The organism is Vibrio sp. 10N.286.52.C3 (assembly GCF_041468865.1).
Taxonomy (GTDB): Bacteria; Pseudomonadota; Gammaproteobacteria; order Enterobacterales; family Vibrionaceae; genus Vibrio; species Vibrio crassostreae_C.
In genome coordinates, this window is record NZ_JBFRJM010000028.1 from 41858 (window position 1) to 60653 (window position 18796).

Below are 18796 nucleotides of genomic sequence, written 5' to 3' on the forward strand. Positions count from 1 at the left end.
AACTGACCCTAATTATTCGCGCGCGTACCACTTATCATTCCGATAAGACAATATGTTAATTTTCAATGGTTAATCAATTTTATAAAACCTTGGCATATATCTCATATTTGAATAAATGCCATAGAGTTATAACTCCAATGTCATAACTCTTTACTACGTTATTCTTTAAACCAATCAGTAAGGATAACGTGAAAATGAAAACTCAATGGACTTGGTTAGCTGCACTTGTGGCATCCACATCAATCGCTTCGACCTCTGCGATCGCAGACACCGACGTGTATCTCACCAATAACACCAATCAAGTGATGACCATTCAAGCCAACCACACTGGTACCGACCTGCTTCAACTCGGTGATGAGTGGCAACAGCATGTTGAACAGATTGGTCCTTGGGAGACGAAGAAGCTGATAAGTTTCAACCGCTGGACTGGTGTGAAATCTGGGAAGACCTATGAGTTTGACACTGTGGCATCAAACGCTGTGGGCGAAAGTGTCACGCTCAACCAAACCATGAAGGGACATTGGTATAACTCGACACTGCAACATGGTTTGAGTGCCGCAGACGTCAACCTAACATTGCATGACGATCGTAATATTCATCGCAGCACAACCGATGCGTTCGGGGTCAATGCAGAGCTAGCCCTCAAAGCCGATTCTACAGCGCGCTATGATGATATTTATTACACCATCACCCCACCAAAAGTGGATGAGCAACCAGAGCCTGATGCCAATACACTCAAGGTCATGACTTACAACATCTGGGCGCTGCCTGCCATCGCTTCACATATTGGTGACCGCTATGACCTACTCCCTCAATATGTAAAGGGCTATGACGTGTTGGCGCTTCAAGAGGTGTTTGCTAACGGCAGAGATGAGTTCTTGCGTGAGCTTGCGAAAGAGTATCCTTATCAAACTAAAATGCTCGATAAAGATGGGATTAACATATACGACGGTGGTGTGATCATTGTCAGCCGCTATCCTATCGTTAATGAAGCGCAGTATGTTTTCCCTGATTGCACGGGCACAGATTGCTTTGCAGATAAAGGCGTTAACTACGCGGAAGTTATCAAGAATGGTCAGGCTTACCATGTTTTCGGTACCCACACGGCATCATTCGATACGGACACCGCTCGTGATTACCGACAACGTCAATTCAAGCAGATGCGTGCACTGGCGCAGTCTCTGAATATCCCGGCATCAGAAACTGTGGTTTACAGCGGTGACTTCAACGTGAACAAGCTCAAGTTCCCAGACGACTACCAACAGATGTTTGCTAACCTGCAGGCTGATGAACCAACATACTCAGGTTACACCGCTTCTACCTTTGACCCACGCATCAACAACTTTGCGGGAGAGCCTATGTCGGGTGGCGAGAACGTTGAGTATCTCGATTATGTGGTAGTGAGCTCAGAGTATACCGCCAAAGCTCATAACGACAATCGCGTGGATGTCCCAAGATCAACAAGCAGTGAGTTATGGAAGCACTACAACCTTTCAGACCACTTCCCTGTTAGCGCCGTGATCAAGTAACTCGGTGAACCAATAATGCATCGAGTTATATTAATCCTAATGCTCGTCTTAACGGCGAGCATTATTGGCTATTCGTGGTCATCAAAAACGAACGAAACAGCGCTATCTTCTGCTCAACACACAGAACCTAATCCGCGTGTTTCTACGACAACTAATGACGATAATTCCACGCCTACTGCAACCGCTAGTTCGGAAAACTCCGCATCGCACAGCAATCAAGCCCAAGCTGGAGCACTGGACGGTAAAATTCTTGCTGAAAACTTGAGTGAGCTTGAAGGCAAGGCTTTGTTCGATGAACTCGATGGGTTCTGGAAGCTTTGCCAACAACGCGATGACTGCGCAGAGCAACTCGCACGATTGAAATCAGAATTGCCGGGCATATGGTTTGAGTTACTGAGCGACTATCCGCAGCTATCGGCTGACTGGCAATTAACACAAAGCACTATCCCACTTGAATCCATAGAGACTCTTGAAGATCGTGTAGCCTTATTCAAGCAATCTGCACAACAAGTATGGGGAGAGTTGGCCCACCAGCTATTCGCTGACCAGTTTGCTCATCTGGATTTTACGCTTGACGCTAACACCCTTGAAAAGAACGAAGCGAGCCAGTTTTTGGCCAACTATCAAGATTTGCTTAGTGAATGGCAAAACAATACGGGCACGTTAAACGCCGAAACACAGCTTCAAAAATATGAACTGGCAGTATCTTTGATACCCAGCAGCTATAGCCCTGCTGAAGTAGCATCAGTCAAAGCCGACCTTCAAGATGCCTACTTAGATGAAGCGCAGGCCAGCAACATTGCCGCGCGAGAACAACAAGTCGCACAACAGCAACAAACCGTGATGAGTTATCACGAGCAACTGGATCAGCTCAAAGCAACCTTAGACTCTCAGCACTCATCAAGTTATGCCACTTGGACTCAACAAGATTGGGACAGTTATTATCAACAGCAAGTCACCGATTTCAGGGAGCAGTTCTTTAGCAAGTAACGCCTTAACTTAAACCATCACGAAACTGAGCGGGCGTTTTATTGAGCCAACCTTTAAACGCCCTTCTGAAATTTGCTGGGTCGCTATAACCGAGCCTTTCACCGATGTCATCAATGCTCATGGTTGTGCCGAGTAATAGCTCTTTGGCCAGCTCCACTCGAACTTCGGTAAGCAATATTTGGTAACTGGATTCATGGGTCACTAGCTCTCGCCTGAGTGTACGAGAGCTACAACCAAACTCATCCGCGAGTTGTTCAATATTCGGGAAACTGCCTGCGGTTTGATAAAAGATCGTTTTGATCTGGTTAGTCAGCAGATGCTCAGAGTCCAACGTTTCCATTATCGACTGGCAAGACGCAAGATAGCGCTTCAGTGTCGCTGCATCATGAGTCAATAAGGTTTGCGACAAAACCGATACATCAAAACGCAGTTCACAATGGCTCTGCTCAAAAACTACAGGGCACTGGAAACGATCGTCATAGAGCTTGGCGTAATTAGTGCGTGTATAAGGCAAAGCCAAAATATGAATATCCAACTCATGACCAGTCAGCTCTTTGAATAAAGAGACGATTGAACTCAAGAAATATTCACTGCAGAAAGGAAGCAGATCGCCCACTTCCAATGTGTTCTCAATCTGAATCACTGCTTGCTCGGAATCTAGAAACAATTTAACCGAGAAGATAGGACCGTTCAGGCGCAAATACTTGAAGCCCGACTTGATGGCCTCCCCGACATTTTGACTGGTTGATAGCGCATAACCCAACACACCAAAGTGGCTCAAGCTAGCGTGCTCTCCCAACCAAAGCCCCAAACCATCGTGAGGAAAACTCTGATTAGCCGCGCTAAACAACGAAAGCTTGTCAGCGTAAGTCAGTTTTCCATTCGGATCTCGCCAATCCATGTTCGGCAAACCCACATCATTGAGTAGCCTTTCAATATCGATACCTCGTTGCTCTAGCGTATTCAACAGCAGCGCGATATCTAATGTACCTAACTGGTGCCTATGTCCGGTTGGCTTATACTCCGCGATAATCTCCAATCGTCTCTCCTTATATCGAGCCCATTCCCATCAACATGACTACTCAGCCTTAACAACACATGCTGACAAAATCGTGATTGGTAACGCGCTCTTGTCCGAATATGACCTCCCAATTCTACGCTACTCATCGCACAATGGCTTTAGTTGTTAAAATAATGTGAACCATCGCAATGATAAAAACCAACCCAGCCCCACACAGTTTGATTAATTCTAATGGTCAGCCGATCATTGGGCATTTCGATGGCATCCTTAAACACCTAAACATCGAGAACTTTGACTACCGAAACTCGATGGATTCAAAAGCAAACCCTTGGCAGAAGCACTTCCACTATAAGCAATTCCAGTTTGTCAGCATCGTCACCGACACACACATTATCGGCGTCGCGATCGCGGATATTCGCTACTTAGGCTCGGCATTTTGTTATCTGTACGACATAGAAAACAACCATCTGCAAGAGTCATCTTGGTTGAGGCCATTAGGGTTTGATAAGCATGTAACGCCTTCACCATTTGAAGGAAAGACAAGCATTGCAGATCAAAGCATTGCTTTCTATATCGAGGGCGGACAATGGCGAGTTCGCTTGAATACGAAATTCATCAAGGCCGATATTTCTTTAGAGCCTGAAACCGACAGCTTGCCCATGGCGATGTGCAGCCCAACGGGTTATTCAGGTTGGACTTACACCCAAAAGCACAATGCTTTGCGCATCAGCGGTGAAATCCAAATCAAGGGAGAATCACTCGTTCTCGAACAAGCTCGTGCCGGTTATGACTTTTCAGCGGGTTACATGAGACGTGAAACCAGTTGGCGCTGGGCAAGCATCAACACGCAATCCAATGGGACAGATATTGGCTTGAACCTCGCAGCAGGCGTCAATGAAACCGGAGGCTGCGAGAACGTTTTATGGATCAATGGAACTCGGCACTTACTTAACCCGGTACAGTTTGCGTTTAGTCGCCAAGACACCAATTTACCTTGGCAGATAACATCACAAGATGGACGTATAAACCTGACCTTTACGCCCTTAAATAATCGCAGCGAAAAGCTCAATTTATGGCTGTTAAAAAGTAACTTTCGTCAGTTCATTGGTCACTTTTCTGGCTCGATTGAAGACAACAATGGAGTGACACATCAACTCGATGGTGTTCTTGGCCTAACAGAAGATCACTTTGCTCGCTGGTAGCGAAATTTTGCTAACTGAATTTCAGGCGAGCAAGTCTAAGTAAACTTGATACTAAGAACGCGTATGGCGTCTCAACAAGGATAAAACATGAATATCGACGCATTAATCAATTACCCAGAATGGCTACTGCTGGTATTAGCGCCCTTGTTCGTGGTGTGCATGTTGGCTGAGTATTTTATCGGTCAGAAGCAAGGTCGACTGCCTGATAACTCCAGCTATAAGCTTTCAGAAGTGATGTGTAATTTCACCCTGGCGGGAATGCATCAACTCTCCGATTTGCTCACCGGGTTATTGGTCGTGCAGCTGTATCTCTGGATGTTTGGTTGGCGCTTAATGGACATTGAAATGGGCGTGCTGAGTTTTGTTGTATTGATGGTGTTGCAAGACTTTTGCTATTACTGGTTCCACAGAGCAAGCCATCGTGTTCGCTGGATGTGGGCAGCACACGTGGCACACCACAGTTCAGAAAGCATGAACTTCAGTACGGCTTTCCGTCAAAGCTTAATGTATCCACTTGCTGGGATGTGGCTTTTCTGGATACCGTTGGTCATCATAGGTTTTGCCCCTAAGTGGGTCATCTTTGTGGTGCTTCTCAATCTAGGTTTGCAGTTCTTCGTCCATACACAATGGATACGAAGCTTGGGGCCACTTGAATACATCTTTAATACCCCTTCGCATCATCGAGTACATCACGGCAAAAACCCGCAATACATTGATAAGAACTACGCCGGCGTTCTTATTATCTGGGATAAGTTATTTGGTACATTCGAACCTGAAGTTGAAACTGTACGTTATGGCGTCACCAAACCCGTGAACAGTTTTAGTCCGATAGTGGCCACCTTTCAAGAATGGAAGGCCATATTCAAAGATTTGAAGAACCGAGAGTTAACCATGAAGCAGAAAGTCCAGTTGATACTCTCGCCTCCATCGGATTAAACGGACGATAGACAGATTGTATTAACTAAGAAACCGCCTCAATTGGTTTCAAAACCTTCCCCACTGACTCGATTGAATAGTAAAGCACCGTTTTCCGGCAATTTATTTGTGATCTGGGTTGCACGCGTACCGCATACTATCAGATACTGAACAAAACTAACCTTCAGCCACAGTAAACGTTCCGCGCTTGCTGTTCAGGAAATTCAATGAGTTCAGATAATCAGCCAACCTACTTCTTTTTCGATTACGAAACATGGGGCGTTAGCCCAGCAAAAGACCGTCCGAGTCAGTTTGCGGGTGTTCGTACCGACCAAGATTTCAATGTTATTGGAGAGCCTCTGGTTATCTATTGCCAACCTCCCGCTGATTACCTCCCTGCGCCTGAAGCTGCACTGATCACCCGTATCACACCACAAAAAGCGGCTTCACAAGGTCTCCCTGAGCCAGAGTTTATCGCTAAGATCCATGCTGAGTTAGCGAAACCTAACACCACAAGCCTTGGCTACAACAGTATTCGATTTGATGATGAAGTAACGCGTTACACCTGTTACCGAAACTTCATCGACCCATATGCGTGGAGCTGGCAGAATGGCAACTCTCGTTGGGATTTATTAGATGTAATGCGCGCTGTTCACGCACTGCGTCCTGAAGGCATTGTTTGGCCAGAGAACGAAGAAGGTTACCCAAGCTTCAAACTGGAACACCTATCTGTGGCAAACGGCATTGAACACGAGAACGCGCACGATGCGATGGCCGATGTTATTGCGACCATCGAGTTAGCGAAGAAGCTGAAAGCTGCGCAACCTAAGATGTTCGATTACCTTTACAACATGCGTCATAAGCGTAAGCTGAATGATCTGGTTGATATCGTAAACATGACACCATTGATGCACGTTTCGGGCATGTTTGGCCGTGACTGCAACTACACCAGCTGGATTGTGCCTATGGCTTGGCACCCAACCAATCAAAATGCGGTTATCGTGGTTGATTTAGCCAAAGATCCAAGCCCACTGTTAGAACTGGACGCTGATGAACTCAGAGAAAGGCTCTATACCAAACGCAGTGAACTGGATGAAGACGAACTACCCGTACCCATCAAATTGGTTCAGCTAAACAAGTGCCCTATTCTTGCTCCAGCCAAAACGCTAACGGCTGAAAATGCTGAAACCATCGGTATCGATCGCCAACAATGCCTGAAAAACTTGGCACTGCTGCGCGAACACCCAGAGATCCGCGAAAAACTGATCGGCCTGTATTCACAAGAGCGCGAGTACGAAAAGAGTGATGATGTTGATACACACCTTTACGACGGTTTCTTTTCACCTGCTGATAAAACAGCGATGAACATCATTCGCGAAACTGACCCGAACAACTTGGCGGCTTTGGATATCACCTTCAGTGACGAACGAATTAAACCGTTACTGTTCCGTTACCGTGCGCGTAACTTCCCATGGACGCTCGACGAAGCTGAGCAATTGAAATGGGCGAACCATTGTCGTGAGTTTTATGAGTGCCGTTTAGAAGAGTACATGCTCAACCTTGAAAACCTCGCGCACGAACATGAAAGTGACGAGAAGAAAATGGCTATCTTGAAGGCGGTTTATCAATACGTAGAAAAGTTAGCTAGCTAATTCCATTATCAAGAGACGTAACACTTTGAAAGAAAGATTGATCCAACTGGTTTACTGCTTAATCTCCTTCACCTTAATCATAGGTGCACTTACAGCAGGTAACGCGTTACAGCACTTTTTGGATACCTCAATTCCAGGCAGTATTTTTGGCATGTTGATTCTGTTTGCCGCCATGGTGATTGGTATTGTGCCTTCGCATTGGGTACAGCCCGGTGCAAGTTTGATTATCCGCCTAATGATCTTACTGTTCGTTCCGATCAGTGTTGGGTTGATGGATCACTTCGAAATGCTCATCGCGAATGCATTGCCTATTATGGCGAGCGCGGTGGGTGGCACGCTCATCGTATTAGTATCTTTATCATGGTTCTTAGACCGCTTGCTGGCGAGAGGTAAATAATCATGTGGATTCTATTAACTATCGTGGTGTTTCTGTTTGCTCGCTGGGTAAGTCAAAAAGTAAACTCGCCGCTGTGTAACCCCCTGCTTATCAGCATTGGTATCATCATTCCGATTCTCACGTTCTTTAGAGTACCGTTTGAGACTTACTATGCTGACAACACTTGGATTACCTACATGCTGCAGCCTGCGGTTGTTGCACTTGCTTACCCACTTTATGAGCAGCTACCTCAAATCAGAGCCAACTGGCGCATCATTACCTTTGCGTGCACGCTAGGCAGTGTGATGTCGATGACAACAACGGCAGTGATCGCAGTAGCATTTAAAGCGGACTTAACTTTGATTGCGAGCTTGTTAGGCAAATCAGTCACCACGCCAATTGCAATGGAAGTATCGAGCCATTTAGGTGGTGAAGCAGCGATTGCGGCAATACTGGTATTGATTGTGGGTCTATTTGGGGCAATTTTTGCTTACCCAATCTACAACCTCATTGGTATTAAGAGCCCGATCGCCCGTGGTTTAACCATGGGTACCGTGTCTCACGCTTTAGGCACCGCGACTTGTGCGGAAAAGAATCAGGAAGATGCAGCATTCAGTTCTTTGGCTCTTGTGCTTTGTGGCGTCATTACCTCAATCATCGCACCGAGTATATTTTCGCTCGTGGTTTGGTTCTATTCTTAACCTAAACGATCACTACGCGATTCAGCCCAACCAGAATGCTGTTTATTACAGTGTCTGTTTGGGCTTTTTATTCGCATTTATTTAGCAATAGCAGTCAAGTCACGGTCTTTTACGAGCACTAAGTGCGATATCAGCTGTATAAATGGCTCTTGCAATCGATTTCATCTGTGACTTCACTCTAATTATGCAAGCCAATGTAACAACAACAACGCAATGGTGATCATTGTCACAGACAAATCCTGAGCATTGCATAGAATTAAAGCCTAAGGTCAATTAAGGATTCAACATGAACAGTCGTATTACCCTGGCGCTGGAAAGTGCTCCAACAGCAATCAAAGCACTTTTGAGTGACATCGTATTAGCAGACAACTTTGACGCGACATTGTCTCCAGAACAATTTGCTAGCCTACTGCAAGCAAGTGGTTTAGCGGATGACGAGCTACGTATTGCGCTACTTCCTTTTGCCGCAGCCTATTCTTACGCTCCGTTATCTGACTTTTATGTTGGTGCAATCGTGCGTGGTTTGTCTGGCACTCTGTATTTTGGTGCAAACCTTGAAATCGCTGGTGCTCAACTTGGCCAAACAGTACACGCTGAGCAATCTGCAATCAGCCACGCTTGGATGAAAGGCGAGCAAGGTATCTCTGATATCACAATCAATTTCAGCCCTTGTGGTCACTGTCGTCAATTCATGAACGAACTGACCACAGCAAAAGAACTTAAAGTTCAGCTTCCACAACGTGATGAAATGTCTCTGCAAGAGTACCTACCAGACTCATTCGGCCCTGCTGACTTAGGTGTGACGACTGGCCTAATGACTAAGCTTGATCATAAGCACACGACTGAAGAAACAACGCCTATTGTTGTAGAAGCGCTAGCAGCACTAAACCGCAGCCATGCTCCTTACACCAAAAACCTAAGTGGTGTTTCACTGCAATTGACGTCGGGTGAGATTTTCACCGGTGCTTACGCTGAAAACGCAGCGTTCAACCCGAGCTTACCTCCTCTACAAGTGGCGTTGATTCAACTTAAACTGGCTGGCTTCGATTTTGAACAGATTGAAAGTGCAGCGTTGGTTGAAATTGCCGAAGGTAGCATCAGTCACCTAGCGGATACGCAATCTACATTAGAAGCGATTAATCCCGACATTCCAGTGACTTACTTAGCAATCTAAGTACATCTAATTAACAAAGTTTTAAATAAGCAGCCCTATTTAACGGGGCTGCTTTTTTTATACCTGTAATTAACGCAACAACTTGCGCAAACGTTTGCTTTTATCATTGAAATAAGTATGATCACCCCGTTTTCAATCAATCGCTCAAAAGATCGGAAGGAATTTCTATGTTTGGTACTGCTACTCGTGAAAATGCTACTCGTGTACTTCTATTAGGTTCAGGTGAACTCGGCAAAGAAGTTGCTATCGAGTGCCAACGTTTAGGCTTGGAAGTTATTGCATGTGACCGTTACGCAGACGCACCCGCAATGCAAGTTGCACATCGTAGTCATGTATTAGACATGTTAGACGGCGATGCACTGCAAGCAGTCATTGAACTAGAAAAGCCAGATTATGTGGTTCCTGAAATTGAAGCTATTGCCACCAGCAAGTTGGTAGAGCTAGAAGCGCAAGGCTTAAATGTCGTTCCAACTGCGAATGCGACCAAGCTAACGATGAACCGCGAAGGTATCCGTCGTCTAGCGGCAGAAGAACTCAAACTGAGCACTTCTCCTTACCGCTTCGCAGACACCTTTGAAGATTTCTCAGCCGCTGTTGAATTCGCGGGCATGCCTTGCGTTGTTAAGCCAGTAATGAGCTCTTCAGGTAAAGGCCAAAGCGTTATCAAAACAGAGGAAGACATTCAGAAGTCTTGGGACTACGCACAAGAAGGCGGTCGTACTGGCGCGGGTCGTGTAATCGTTGAAGGCTTCATCGACTTCGATTACGAAATTACGCTACTTACCGTTCGCGCAGTCGACGGTGTTCACTTCTGTGCGCCTATCGGTCACCGCCAAGAAGACGGTGATTACCGCGAATCATGGCAGCCACAAGTGATGTCAGACAACGCACTTAAAGCCGCGCAATACACGGCTGAACAAGTGGTTAATGCACTAGGTGGCCACGGTATCTTTGGTGTCGAGCTGTTTGTTAAAGGCGATCACGTTATCTTCAACGAAGTATCCCCTCGCCCACACGATACAGGCCTAGTAACATTGATGTCTCAAGACTCATCGGAATTCGCACTGCACGTACGCGCATTTACAGGTATGCCGATCAAATCAATTACTCAGTATGGCCCTTGTGCCTCTGCCGTAATCCTTGGTCAAGGCACATCAACGAATATCCGCTTTGAAGGCCTTGCAGAAGCGCTAGACGCACCACAAACGCAAGTTCGCTTGTTTGGTAAGCCTGATATCGATGGTCGCCGTCGTCTTGGTGTGGCGCTTACGCGTCGCAACAGCACTGAGACAGCGATTGAAGATGCAATTGAGAGCGCGTCAAAAGTAAAAGTGATTTACTAGCTGCTAATTACTATTTTCTAGCTAATGACTACTAATTGGTAACGACTAACTCAGATCTGAACCATTACGTTCTCGCATCTGAACAATCACGACTTCAAATCTGAGCAATAAAAAAGACGGGCTATCGAGCCCGTCTTTTTTATTGAAGCGGTCTTTTCGCTAGAGAGCTCACTGCGCTTAAGCGTCTGACTCAATCAAGTACACTTCTTCACTAAATCGAGACAAGCCTTTTTTGGCAATCTTCGGATGTTCATCGTCTGCAATTTCTTGATTCAACAATGTGATTTTGTATCCCGCGAACAACTGATCGATCTCTAATTTAGGTACGCTAAACGGAGGCCCCGCCATCTCGCTTTGATCATAATCCAGAGTCACCAGAAGGATCTTACCGCCCGGTTTCAGCAGTTGTTTTAAGCGCTCTACGTACTGCACTCGCATCTCTTCAGGCAATGCGACTAAAGACGCGCGATCATAAATGGTATCGACAGGTTGGATTGGCGCTGAAAAGTAATCGCCCGTGTAGATGTTCAGTTCATCGAATTGGTAGAGCTCGTGCTGACCGCTAATTTGAGTCACAGTCGGGGTATAAAGGTGCTCTGCAAAAAATGCGCGAACCGCAATCTGGCTTAACTCGACACCTTGAACATCTTCATGCTTTGAAGCTAGCCAAATCAGATCTTCACTTTTGCCACAAAGTGGAACAAACACACTCTTCTCGTAGCTAGGCTCAGTCTTTTCCCAAAATTTAATCAGAAGTGGGTTTACATCTTCGAGGTGGAAACCAATTTGGTTGGCTGCCCATTTATTGTGCCAAAATTCAGGATTATTCATCTTTCGTTCATGTTAAACAGTCATAATGCAAGGGTACAGTATAGAGAGGTAAGAGCAACCTTAGCTTGGTTTAAAGTACTAAATTGATTTCGATAAAATCAGAAACTGGCTAAGTTCAAAGTTCTGATAATTGCGGAACTAACGGTTGGGTTATTTGGCTATATCTTCACATTTTAAAGCAATATTAAACGTTAGAATTGGTTTCTGTCTTAGCTAGCCTCATTTAATATGTAGTGAAATTAGTTAAGCTGTTTTTACTCTTGTGCGTTACTGGTTACCCCTTTTGACTACCCGTTTTTTGTAACCTTGTATTTTGGAGTTTGAATGAGTGTATTTCTCCGTACGACGGCCCTAATGCTTTTGGTATTGAGCCGAGCGCCTGCATTCGCAGCAGCACCTGTTTCAACAAGTTCAACAGATCAAACGCGCACTCCTGCGCAAAACCAAGTATCTTCAAACGTATTCCGTCATAGTTTGAGCGGCCTTTACGGCATCAAAGCCTTCGACTCACGCCCGACTCAGCCTTACACCGACTTCGATATTTTGTACAGCAAAGCGCATCAAGGCCAAGCTGAACTAGAAACTATCTGTAAAAGTACTGCCCTACTCACCAATTCTGAAGCGCTATTTGCTGGCGTTAAATCTCAAGCTCGCGCAGAAGAAAAAATCGCCCTTGAGCTTGATGGTGATGTGACAAAAATTACCGACTTAGCCCGTGCAACTATCATCGCGAACGATGTAGAGAGCTTGGTTGAAGTTTACGAAGCGCTAAGCCGTGAAGCAGACGTTGTTAAGCTGAAAAATAAGTTTAAATCGCCGGCTGACTCTGGTTACCGTGACCTTAACTTGTTGGTTCGTTTGCCTAAAACCAACATCATTGCAGAGGTTCAACTTCACTTAAAAGCGATTGCTGACGTGAAAAGTGGTCCTGAGCACGAGCTGTACGAAATTATCCAAGGCATTGAGCGTCACGCAATTGCAGAACATCGCCCAATCAACGATATCGAAGCGGCACAAATCAATAGCCTACGACGCCAATCTTTAGAGCTTTACCAACAAGCATGGCAACCGTACATTACAACGCACATTAAAGCGGCTTAACACATAGATAGGCTATTCCAATAAACATCACAAGGGCTGCACTCGCAGCCCTTTTTAGTACTTGTTGAGTAGCCTCTCCACTTCCTATCCCAAATAATCAGATCGTTTAAATTTAGATCTCAGTCTCTTTTCTCCGTCGAACATTTCTGTTTCTATAGCGAATAAGCTTCTGACAAGAAAAGGAATTACGTCAATGCAGAATAACAAATCCATGCTTTCCATCGCGCTACTTGCTGCGTTTTCTGTACACGCTAGTGCTGACGAATGCGGAAAGATCACCATTGCAGACATGAACTGGAACTCGGCGAGCCTTATTGCTCATGTCGACCAATTCATTTTGAATAACGGCTACGGCTGTGAAGCGGACTTAATCCCCGGTGATAGCGTCCCTACGGGCACGTCAATGATTGAAAAAGGTCAACCTGATGTTGCGCCAGAGCTTTGGACTAATGGCATCAAAGAAGCGTTGGATAAGGGTGTTGCGGATAAGCGTCTACGTTACGCGGGCAAGTCTTTGGTCAACGGCGGTGAAGAAGGTTTCTGGGTACCAAACTACCTTGTTGAACAGTACCCAGAGCTTACAACCATTGAAGGTGTGATTAAAAACGCAAAGCTGTTTGAACACCCAGAAGATGATGAGAAGTTTGCGTTTTATAGCTGCCCTGCGGGTTGGACTTGTCAGATTACCTCCGGTCACCTGTTCGATGCGCTTAAGTTAGAAGATCACAATTTTGAAATGGTTGATCCCGGCTCAGGCGCCGCTTTAGCAGGTACGATAGCGAAAGCTTACGAACGCAAAAAAGCATGGTTTGGATATTACTGGTCGCCTACGCCTGTGCTAGGTAAGTATGAAATGGTGAAGGTTGATTTCGGAAGTGGTACTGACATTGAGGAATTCCGTAACTGTACGACACAACCTGATTGTGAATCTCCTAAAGTGACCATGTATCCACCAGCACCGGTTCACACAATCACCACAGAAGCCTTTGCTAATAACGAACCTCTTGCCTACCAATACTTTGAAAAGCGTGGTTTTACCAATAAACAAATGAGTGAGTTGCTGACCTGGATGGAAGACAACCAAGCCGACGCCGAAGAAGCCATGTATTACTTTCTAGAAAGCTCACCACAGGTATGGAAGCCTTGGGTGTCTGAAGACATCGCAAGTAAGGTTCAACAAGCCCTTTAGAGTGAAGATTCAAAGTCAGAGGCCTAGCCTCTGTTTTCGCATCTAAAGCAAGTTCTTACCGGACAGTAAATAGATGGAGTTTGAGAAAGGTTACTAAAAATTAAAGAAATGCGTTTAGTTTAAACTCTATGCAGATACAAAAAGACCACGCTAGGCGTGGTCTATTGCTTGGCTACTTCTCGATTTTAATATTTTCGACACGGGCCTTTAGTTTTTGTCCCGGTCTAAAAGTAACAACACGTCGAGCAGAAATTGGAATGTCTTCACCAGTTTTCGGGTTACGACCAGGTCGCTCGTTTTTCTCGCGAAGATCAAAATTACCAAAACCAGACAGTTTTACCTGTTCGCCATTTTCGAGCGCTTTACGAACTTCTTCGAAAAACACTTCCACCGTTTCCTTGGCATCCCGCTTGCTGTATCCGAGTGTCTCAAACAGGTTCTCAGCCAAATCGGCCTTCGTGAGTGCCATAAAACTTTCCTCAAAGCTATGTTAAACATTGCTACCATCGCCAGTAGCGCCAAAGCATTTACCCTATTCAATCAATGAGATAAGGTCATTTACAAGGAAAGTGTATGCCAAGCTTCTGATTTTCGCCAACTTTTTTATCTTAACTATTTAATTATTCTTTCAAATCAGAAAGATAACTCGCTTCAAATTTCACATATATAGCTAAAAACCATCTATTCAACAGTAACGAAATGGAGTTATATTCCATACAAACAATCATTAATAGAATTTAAAACTTTAGCGAACTAAATAATAATTTTTGAGACTTTTCTCCGATACCCAATAAAATCAGCCACTTGATTTGATATGGGACTCAACAAAGGTTACTAAATAAGCGTTATTAAATATAAGATTTGTATCATTTCAGAATTTAATTCGAATTCACTTATAAAAGCCTATGTTCTTTTGAGGTTTTCGGTTACAACTTAACAGAGGATGGCTTGACGGAATCAGAACTCGATGAGTGTATCGAAATCAGAATAGAAATGATCGGTCTAGAAATAGACGATGATCTTGAGAGCCAGTTACTTGCGTGTATGGTTAGTTGATTGCTTAGTAAGTTGGTTATTTAAATAACTTCACTTCTTCGACATAGAATAAGACCTCACAAGTGCGAGGTCTTATTTGTCATTCAAAGCTGCTCATGCAATATCAGCTTTCTTCAATCATTTTTGTTCAGCAAGTGTTTGTGTCGCTTTGGTATTCGTTACATTCGCAGGTTTCACAATCAAACCAATCCCGACAAGAAACAGTATTGATGCAACAACCTGAGCCACAGACAGCACCTCATCATACATAAAGTAACCGCTAATCAATGCGAAGATAGGCACTAACAAGGTTAACGGCGCGGTCGTACTTAACGGGTATTGGATTAGCAGCTTATTCCATACCCAATAACCAAATAGCGTGTTTGGGTAAGCTTGAAACAGCACCGCAATCGTCGTGTTCCAATCCCATTGTTCGATGCCCTGCCAGATTATTTGGTCACCGTGTAACATCACGGCAAATAACACTAATGGCACTGGAGCAAACAGCATCCCCCAGACATTGAACGCAAAAGCTTGAGTGGTTTTCGATGCCTTAACAATCACGCCCAACAAGGTCCAACTGCACGCCGCAATCATAATCAAGATCACGCCATTAACGGTGACATTACCCGTAGCTGCAGATACCAATACCGCCAATGCACACATAGCTAGCATCGCACCCAATAATTTACGAATAGAAGCACTCTCCTTGAACAACCACACGCCAACCGCCATGCCGATTAATACGTTGGTTGAAAGCAAGACCGATGAAAGCCCAGACGATAAACCAGCAGTGATCGACCATGAAGCCATACCCCAGATACCCACACCGAACACAAAGCCATAACTGACTAAGTAGCGCCAAGCAACAGGCGATCAGCATGTCGACCGTGGTGAGCTGCTACCAAGAACTGGAATCACAAGGTTGGATTCATTCTCGACCGCAAGCGGGATATTTTGTTTCTCCTCATAAACCTGCTCACTCAACCCCAGAGTGGGCACAGTTTGAGAGTAAGGTGTCCAGCGTTAGGCAAACCTCATCGACTCACAACTCAATCAATGGGCCTTTAGGGGTTTCGAGCACCACTAATGATGAGCAGTCGATCGTTGAACTGGAACGAAGTTTTCGTCGCGCTATTAGGCGTATGAGCAACAGGCTTAACCATTACCCAGATACACAAGGTGAGCCGATTTTACGACAGGCATTATCCACTCATTTTGCCAAGCTCGATGTGCACTTTTCACCTGAAGAGATGGTGATTACGGCTGGCTGTATGTCTGCGATTAAGGCCGCACTTGAATCTTGCACTAAAGAAGGCGACACCATCGCTATTAGCTCGCCATGTTTCAACGGTATTCTGGAATTGCTCGGACAAATGTCGCGAAAAATCATCGAGATCCCGTCTCTAGATGATGGTGTCGACTTGCAACAACTGGAAGCGCATTTGAAAAATAAACAAGTCGATGCCGCGATCTTTTGTACCTCTCATATGAACCCTCAAGGGATCAACATGTCAGCCACTCAAAAGCAGAAACTGGCTGAATTAGCGAATCACTATCGAGTGCCGATCATTGAAGATGATGTGTATCTGGAACTGTCCTACTCCTCACACACGCCGCTCCCCGCGAAATACTACGACAAAGGCGGTTTTGTCTTATGGTGTGGATCAGTATCGAAAAGTTTGTCACCGAGTTACCGTTTGGGATGGTGCTTGCCGGGCAGGTTTATCAACGAATACAAGGCTCAGTTCTCAGCTGCGAGCTACGGCGTTGCCCTGCCCACTCAGCTTGCGGTTGCTGACTTTATTGGATCTGGCCAATACGCTAAGCACGTGAGGAGAAGATGCACTCAGATCTTGTCTTTGCGCCAACAATACCTAAGTTATTTGGCTCAGCACCTTCCTCAAGATGTGAAGATAAGTAATCCACAAGGTGGCATGGTGCTTTGGCTGCAAATCCCAAGCTTGAACCAGTCAGCCTTTGCTCAGGGCATTACCGAGAAGAACATTGATATTAGGCTTGGACACCTGTTCAGCACTCTCGACCTTTACAGCAATTGCTTACGCATCAATATTGGGTATTCGTTAGAGGGTGGAGCCAAGCAGCAATTGGATGCCTTAATCGAGCTTATCCATATTCACAGCTAACAGCACGTAGCACGTAGCCTTTCAAAATCCGCTTTTTTAAATGCCTTCGAATGCCGAATTCTAATAGCCTTTTGTCATAAAAAAGAAGGCTATTATTCCTATCTTAATTCGGGTAAAGCCCCGAACCGTAAGGAAACCCACTCGCCTCAAAACCCTTAAATGCTGAGTTTGCAAGCACCCACAAAATTATGCAACTTGGCTAATGACACATCACTTTTTATCGTCAATATACAGCCGTCAGCGCTGGCGTTTTCCTGTATTTGAAGAGAACTATTATGAGTGATAAAACAAAAAACAAACCACTACCTTCCTTTATCGAAGAACGCTTGAACTTCTATATTCAAGACCTGATTACCCAGAACCAAAGCCAGAAGCATTTAGTATTGGGTAAACGCCCCCAGCGTAATTCCGTTGTGATGCAGAGCAATGATTACTTAGCGCTGTCACACAACAAACAGATCCAACAAGCCCATCAAGCGGCGATTGTCGAACAAGATGACAACGTAGTGATGTCTGCAATTTTCTTACAAGATGAGCAGTCTAAACCTGCGTTTGAAACTGAGCTCGCGAACTATGTCGGAATGGAGAGCTGTTTGCTTTCTCAGTCTGGCTGGGCTGCTAATATTGGGCTATTGCAAACCATCTGCCCACCGGGCACACCTGTGTACATTGACTTCTTTGCACACATGTCGCTATGGGAAGGCATTCGCGCTGCAGGCGCCCTCGCCCACCCGTTTATGCATAACAATATGAATCACCTGCGCAAACAGCTAGAGCGCCACGGCTCCGGCGTTATTTTGGTCGATTCGATTTACAGCACAATCGGCACCATCGCCCCACTACGCGACATCTACGAAATGGCGCAGGAGTTTGATTGTGCCGTTGTCGTTGATGAATCGCATTCACTGGGTACGCATGGGGAAAATGGTGCTGGCTTAGTTCACGCATTGGGTATCACTAACCAAGTCGACTTCATTACCGTTAGCTTGGCTAAAACCTTTGCTTATCGTGCAGGCGCTATTCTTGGGCCGAAGCAGCTTTCAGAAACCTTACCTTTTGTCGCGTATCCAGCTATTTTCAGCTCGACCGTGTTACCACAAGAGGTGGTTCGTTTAGAGAAAACATTAGAGGTAATAAAAGGCGCAGAAGACAAACGAGAAGCCTTATTCAAAAGCGCTAAATCGCTTACTACCGGTCTCAAACGGATTGGCTTTAACATCCGCAGCGAGTCTCAAATTGTGGCACTAGAGTGTGGTAGTGAAAGAAACACCGAACGTGTTCGTGATTTCCTCGAAGAACGAGATGTATTCGGTGCGGTATTCTGCCGCCCTGCGACTGGCAAGAACAAAAACATCATCCGTTTTTCAGTGAATGCCGATATGACGCCAAGAGACATTGACCATGTGCTCACGGTTTGTCACGAAGCGTACCATCACCCCGAGTTAGAGTTCGTGTAACCTTTTTCGAACCATATTTATAACCAACACCAACGGCAGGACTGAATGGACGCTATCATGTCGCGATACAAAAAGAGCCCAGCAATTCGCTGAGCTCTTTCTTGAATCTATGTCTACCCAATGGCCGTGAACT

Annotated in this window: 15 protein-coding genes and 3 pseudogenes; 14 read left to right on the plus strand and 4 right to left on the minus strand. The window is 45.3% G+C overall.

Going from position 1 to position 18796, the window contains the following annotated elements:
• Window positions 1–194: 194 nt before the first annotated feature.
• Both AB4138_RS11185 and AB4138_RS11190 read left to right on the plus strand, forming a co-directional pair.
• Entirely contained in the window at window positions 195–1529 is a 1335-nt protein-coding gene (locus AB4138_RS11185; protein ID WP_372306060.1) for a sphingomyelin phosphodiesterase, read from the plus strand.
• A gap of 39 nt (window positions 1530–1568) precedes the next feature.
• The gene (locus tag AB4138_RS11190; RefSeq protein WP_137002070.1) at window positions 1569–2519 is read left to right on the plus strand and encodes a chromosome partitioning protein ParA; all 951 of its coding nucleotides are present in this window, start codon (window positions 1569–1571) and stop codon (window positions 2517–2519) included.
• Between the two features lie 4 nt (window positions 2520–2523).
• Here AB4138_RS11190 and AB4138_RS11195 read toward each other — a convergent pair whose 3' ends face one another.
• Window positions 2524–3558, minus strand: a complete 1035-nt coding sequence (locus AB4138_RS11195; protein ID WP_017059139.1) for an AraC family transcriptional regulator — start codon at window positions 3556–3558, stop codon at window positions 2524–2526.
• Between the two features lie 170 nt (window positions 3559–3728).
• On the opposite strand from AB4138_RS11195, the gene AB4138_RS11200 reads away from it, so the two are divergent.
• From AB4138_RS11200 to purT, 7 genes are all read left to right on the plus strand, one after another.
• Window positions 3729–4742 (plus strand): DUF2804 domain-containing protein, encoded by a 1014-nt coding sequence (locus AB4138_RS11200; protein WP_017070924.1) that lies wholly within the window; start codon window positions 3729–3731, stop codon window positions 4740–4742.
• An 87-nt stretch (window positions 4743–4829) separates the two neighbouring features.
• Window positions 4830–5678: a sterol desaturase family protein gene (locus AB4138_RS11205; RefSeq protein WP_372306064.1), complete on the plus strand. Its 849-nt coding sequence runs from the start codon at window positions 4830–4832 to the stop codon at window positions 5676–5678.
• A 206-nt stretch (window positions 5679–5884) separates the two neighbouring features.
• Window positions 5885–7309: an exodeoxyribonuclease I gene (sbcB, locus tag AB4138_RS11210; RefSeq protein WP_048617316.1), complete on the plus strand. Its 1425-nt coding sequence runs from the start codon at window positions 5885–5887 to the stop codon at window positions 7307–7309.
• Between the two features lie 25 nt (window positions 7310–7334).
• Window positions 7335–7706 (plus strand): CidA/LrgA family protein, encoded by a 372-nt coding sequence (locus AB4138_RS11215; protein ID WP_086713213.1) that lies wholly within the window; start codon window positions 7335–7337, stop codon window positions 7704–7706.
• A gap of 2 nt (window positions 7707–7708) precedes the next feature.
• A complete protein-coding gene (locus tag AB4138_RS11220; protein ID WP_017059134.1) occupies window positions 7709–8386 on the plus strand; it encodes an LrgB family protein in 678 nt (225 codons plus the stop codon).
• 286 nt (window positions 8387–8672) lie between these two features.
• On the plus strand, window positions 8673–9560 hold the full coding sequence (cdd, locus tag AB4138_RS11225; RefSeq protein WP_004734864.1) for a cytidine deaminase: 888 nt from the start codon (window positions 8673–8675) through the stop codon (window positions 9558–9560).
• A 167-nt stretch (window positions 9561–9727) separates the two neighbouring features.
• The gene (gene purT, locus AB4138_RS11230) at window positions 9728–10903 is read left to right on the plus strand and encodes a formate-dependent phosphoribosylglycinamide formyltransferase (RefSeq protein WP_372306068.1); all 1176 of its coding nucleotides are present in this window, start codon (window positions 9728–9730) and stop codon (window positions 10901–10903) included.
• Window positions 10904–11080: 177 nt separating this feature from the next.
• On the opposite strand, the gene AB4138_RS11235 is transcribed toward purT, so the two are convergent.
• Entirely contained in the window at window positions 11081–11734 is a 654-nt protein-coding gene (locus AB4138_RS11235) for a thiopurine S-methyltransferase (protein ID WP_017065593.1), read from the minus strand.
• A 324-nt stretch (window positions 11735–12058) separates the two neighbouring features.
• Between AB4138_RS11235 and AB4138_RS11240 the strand changes: the two genes are divergently transcribed.
• Both AB4138_RS11240 and AB4138_RS11245 read left to right on the plus strand, forming a co-directional pair.
• A complete protein-coding gene (locus tag AB4138_RS11240) occupies window positions 12059–12835 on the plus strand; it encodes a RelA/SpoT domain-containing protein (RefSeq protein WP_017059130.1) in 777 nt (258 codons plus the stop codon).
• A 193-nt stretch (window positions 12836–13028) separates the two neighbouring features.
• Window positions 13029–14024 (plus strand): ABC transporter substrate-binding protein, encoded by a 996-nt coding sequence (locus tag AB4138_RS11245; RefSeq protein ID WP_372306071.1) that lies wholly within the window; start codon window positions 13029–13031, stop codon window positions 14022–14024.
• A gap of 172 nt (window positions 14025–14196) precedes the next feature.
• On the opposite strand, the gene ihfA is transcribed toward AB4138_RS11245, so the two are convergent.
• Window positions 14197–14493, minus strand: coding sequence for an integration host factor subunit alpha (gene ihfA / locus AB4138_RS11250; RefSeq protein WP_004734853.1), 297 nt, complete (start codon window positions 14491–14493; stop codon window positions 14197–14199).
• A gap of 449 nt (window positions 14494–14942) precedes the next feature.
• Between ihfA and AB4138_RS11255 the strand changes: the two are divergent.
• Window positions 14943–15080, plus strand: a pseudogene (locus tag AB4138_RS11255) (GTP-binding protein); the annotation flags it as partial.
• Window positions 15081–15197: 117 nt separating this feature from the next.
• Here AB4138_RS11255 and AB4138_RS11260 read toward each other — a convergent pair.
• Window positions 15198–15929, minus strand: a pseudogene (locus AB4138_RS11260) (DMT family transporter); the annotation flags it as partial.
• On the opposite strand from AB4138_RS11260, the pseudogene AB4138_RS11265 reads away from it, so the two are divergent.
• Window positions 15920–17206 (plus strand): annotated as a pseudogene (locus AB4138_RS11265) (PLP-dependent aminotransferase family protein); the annotation flags it as partial. The pseudogenes AB4138_RS11260 and AB4138_RS11265 overlap by 10 nt on opposite strands.
• A 275-nt stretch (window positions 17207–17481) precedes the next feature.
• Window positions 17482–18663, plus strand: coding sequence for an alpha-hydroxyketone-type quorum-sensing autoinducer synthase (gene cqsA / locus AB4138_RS11270; RefSeq protein WP_372306074.1), 1182 nt, complete (start codon window positions 17482–17484; stop codon window positions 18661–18663).
• The last annotated feature ends 133 nt before the right edge of the window (window positions 18664–18796 follow it).

Coding starts and splice junctions, on each gene's coding strand:
- AB4138_RS11235 (WP_017065593.1), bottom strand. CDS start 11,734: ATGAATAATCCTGAATTTTGGCACAATAAATGGGCAGCCAACCAAATT.
- AB4138_RS11220 (WP_017059134.1), top strand. CDS start 7,709: ATGTGGATTCTATTAACTATCGTGGTGTTTCTGTTTGCTCGCTGGGTA.
- AB4138_RS11240 (WP_017059130.1), top strand. CDS start 12,059: ATGAGTGTATTTCTCCGTACGACGGCCCTAATGCTTTTGGTATTGAGC.
- AB4138_RS11245 (WP_372306071.1), top strand. CDS start 13,029: ATGCAGAATAACAAATCCATGCTTTCCATCGCGCTACTTGCTGCGTTT.
- sbcB (WP_048617316.1), top strand. CDS start 5,885: ATGAGTTCAGATAATCAGCCAACCTACTTCTTTTTCGATTACGAAACA.
- purT (WP_372306068.1), top strand. CDS start 9,728: ATGTTTGGTACTGCTACTCGTGAAAATGCTACTCGTGTACTTCTATTA.
- ihfA (WP_004734853.1), bottom strand. CDS start 14,493: ATGGCACTCACGAAGGCCGATTTGGCTGAGAACCTGTTTGAGACACTC.
- AB4138_RS11205 (WP_372306064.1), top strand. CDS start 4,830: ATGAATATCGACGCATTAATCAATTACCCAGAATGGCTACTGCTGGTA.
- AB4138_RS11200 (WP_017070924.1), top strand. CDS start 3,729: ATGATAAAAACCAACCCAGCCCCACACAGTTTGATTAATTCTAATGGT.
- cdd (WP_004734864.1), top strand. CDS start 8,673: ATGAACAGTCGTATTACCCTGGCGCTGGAAAGTGCTCCAACAGCAATC.
- AB4138_RS11185 (WP_372306060.1), top strand. CDS start 195: ATGAAAACTCAATGGACTTGGTTAGCTGCACTTGTGGCATCCACATCA.
- AB4138_RS11190 (WP_137002070.1), top strand. CDS start 1,569: ATGCTCGTCTTAACGGCGAGCATTATTGGCTATTCGTGGTCATCAAAA.
- cqsA (WP_372306074.1), top strand. CDS start 17,482: ATGAGTGATAAAACAAAAAACAAACCACTACCTTCCTTTATCGAAGAA.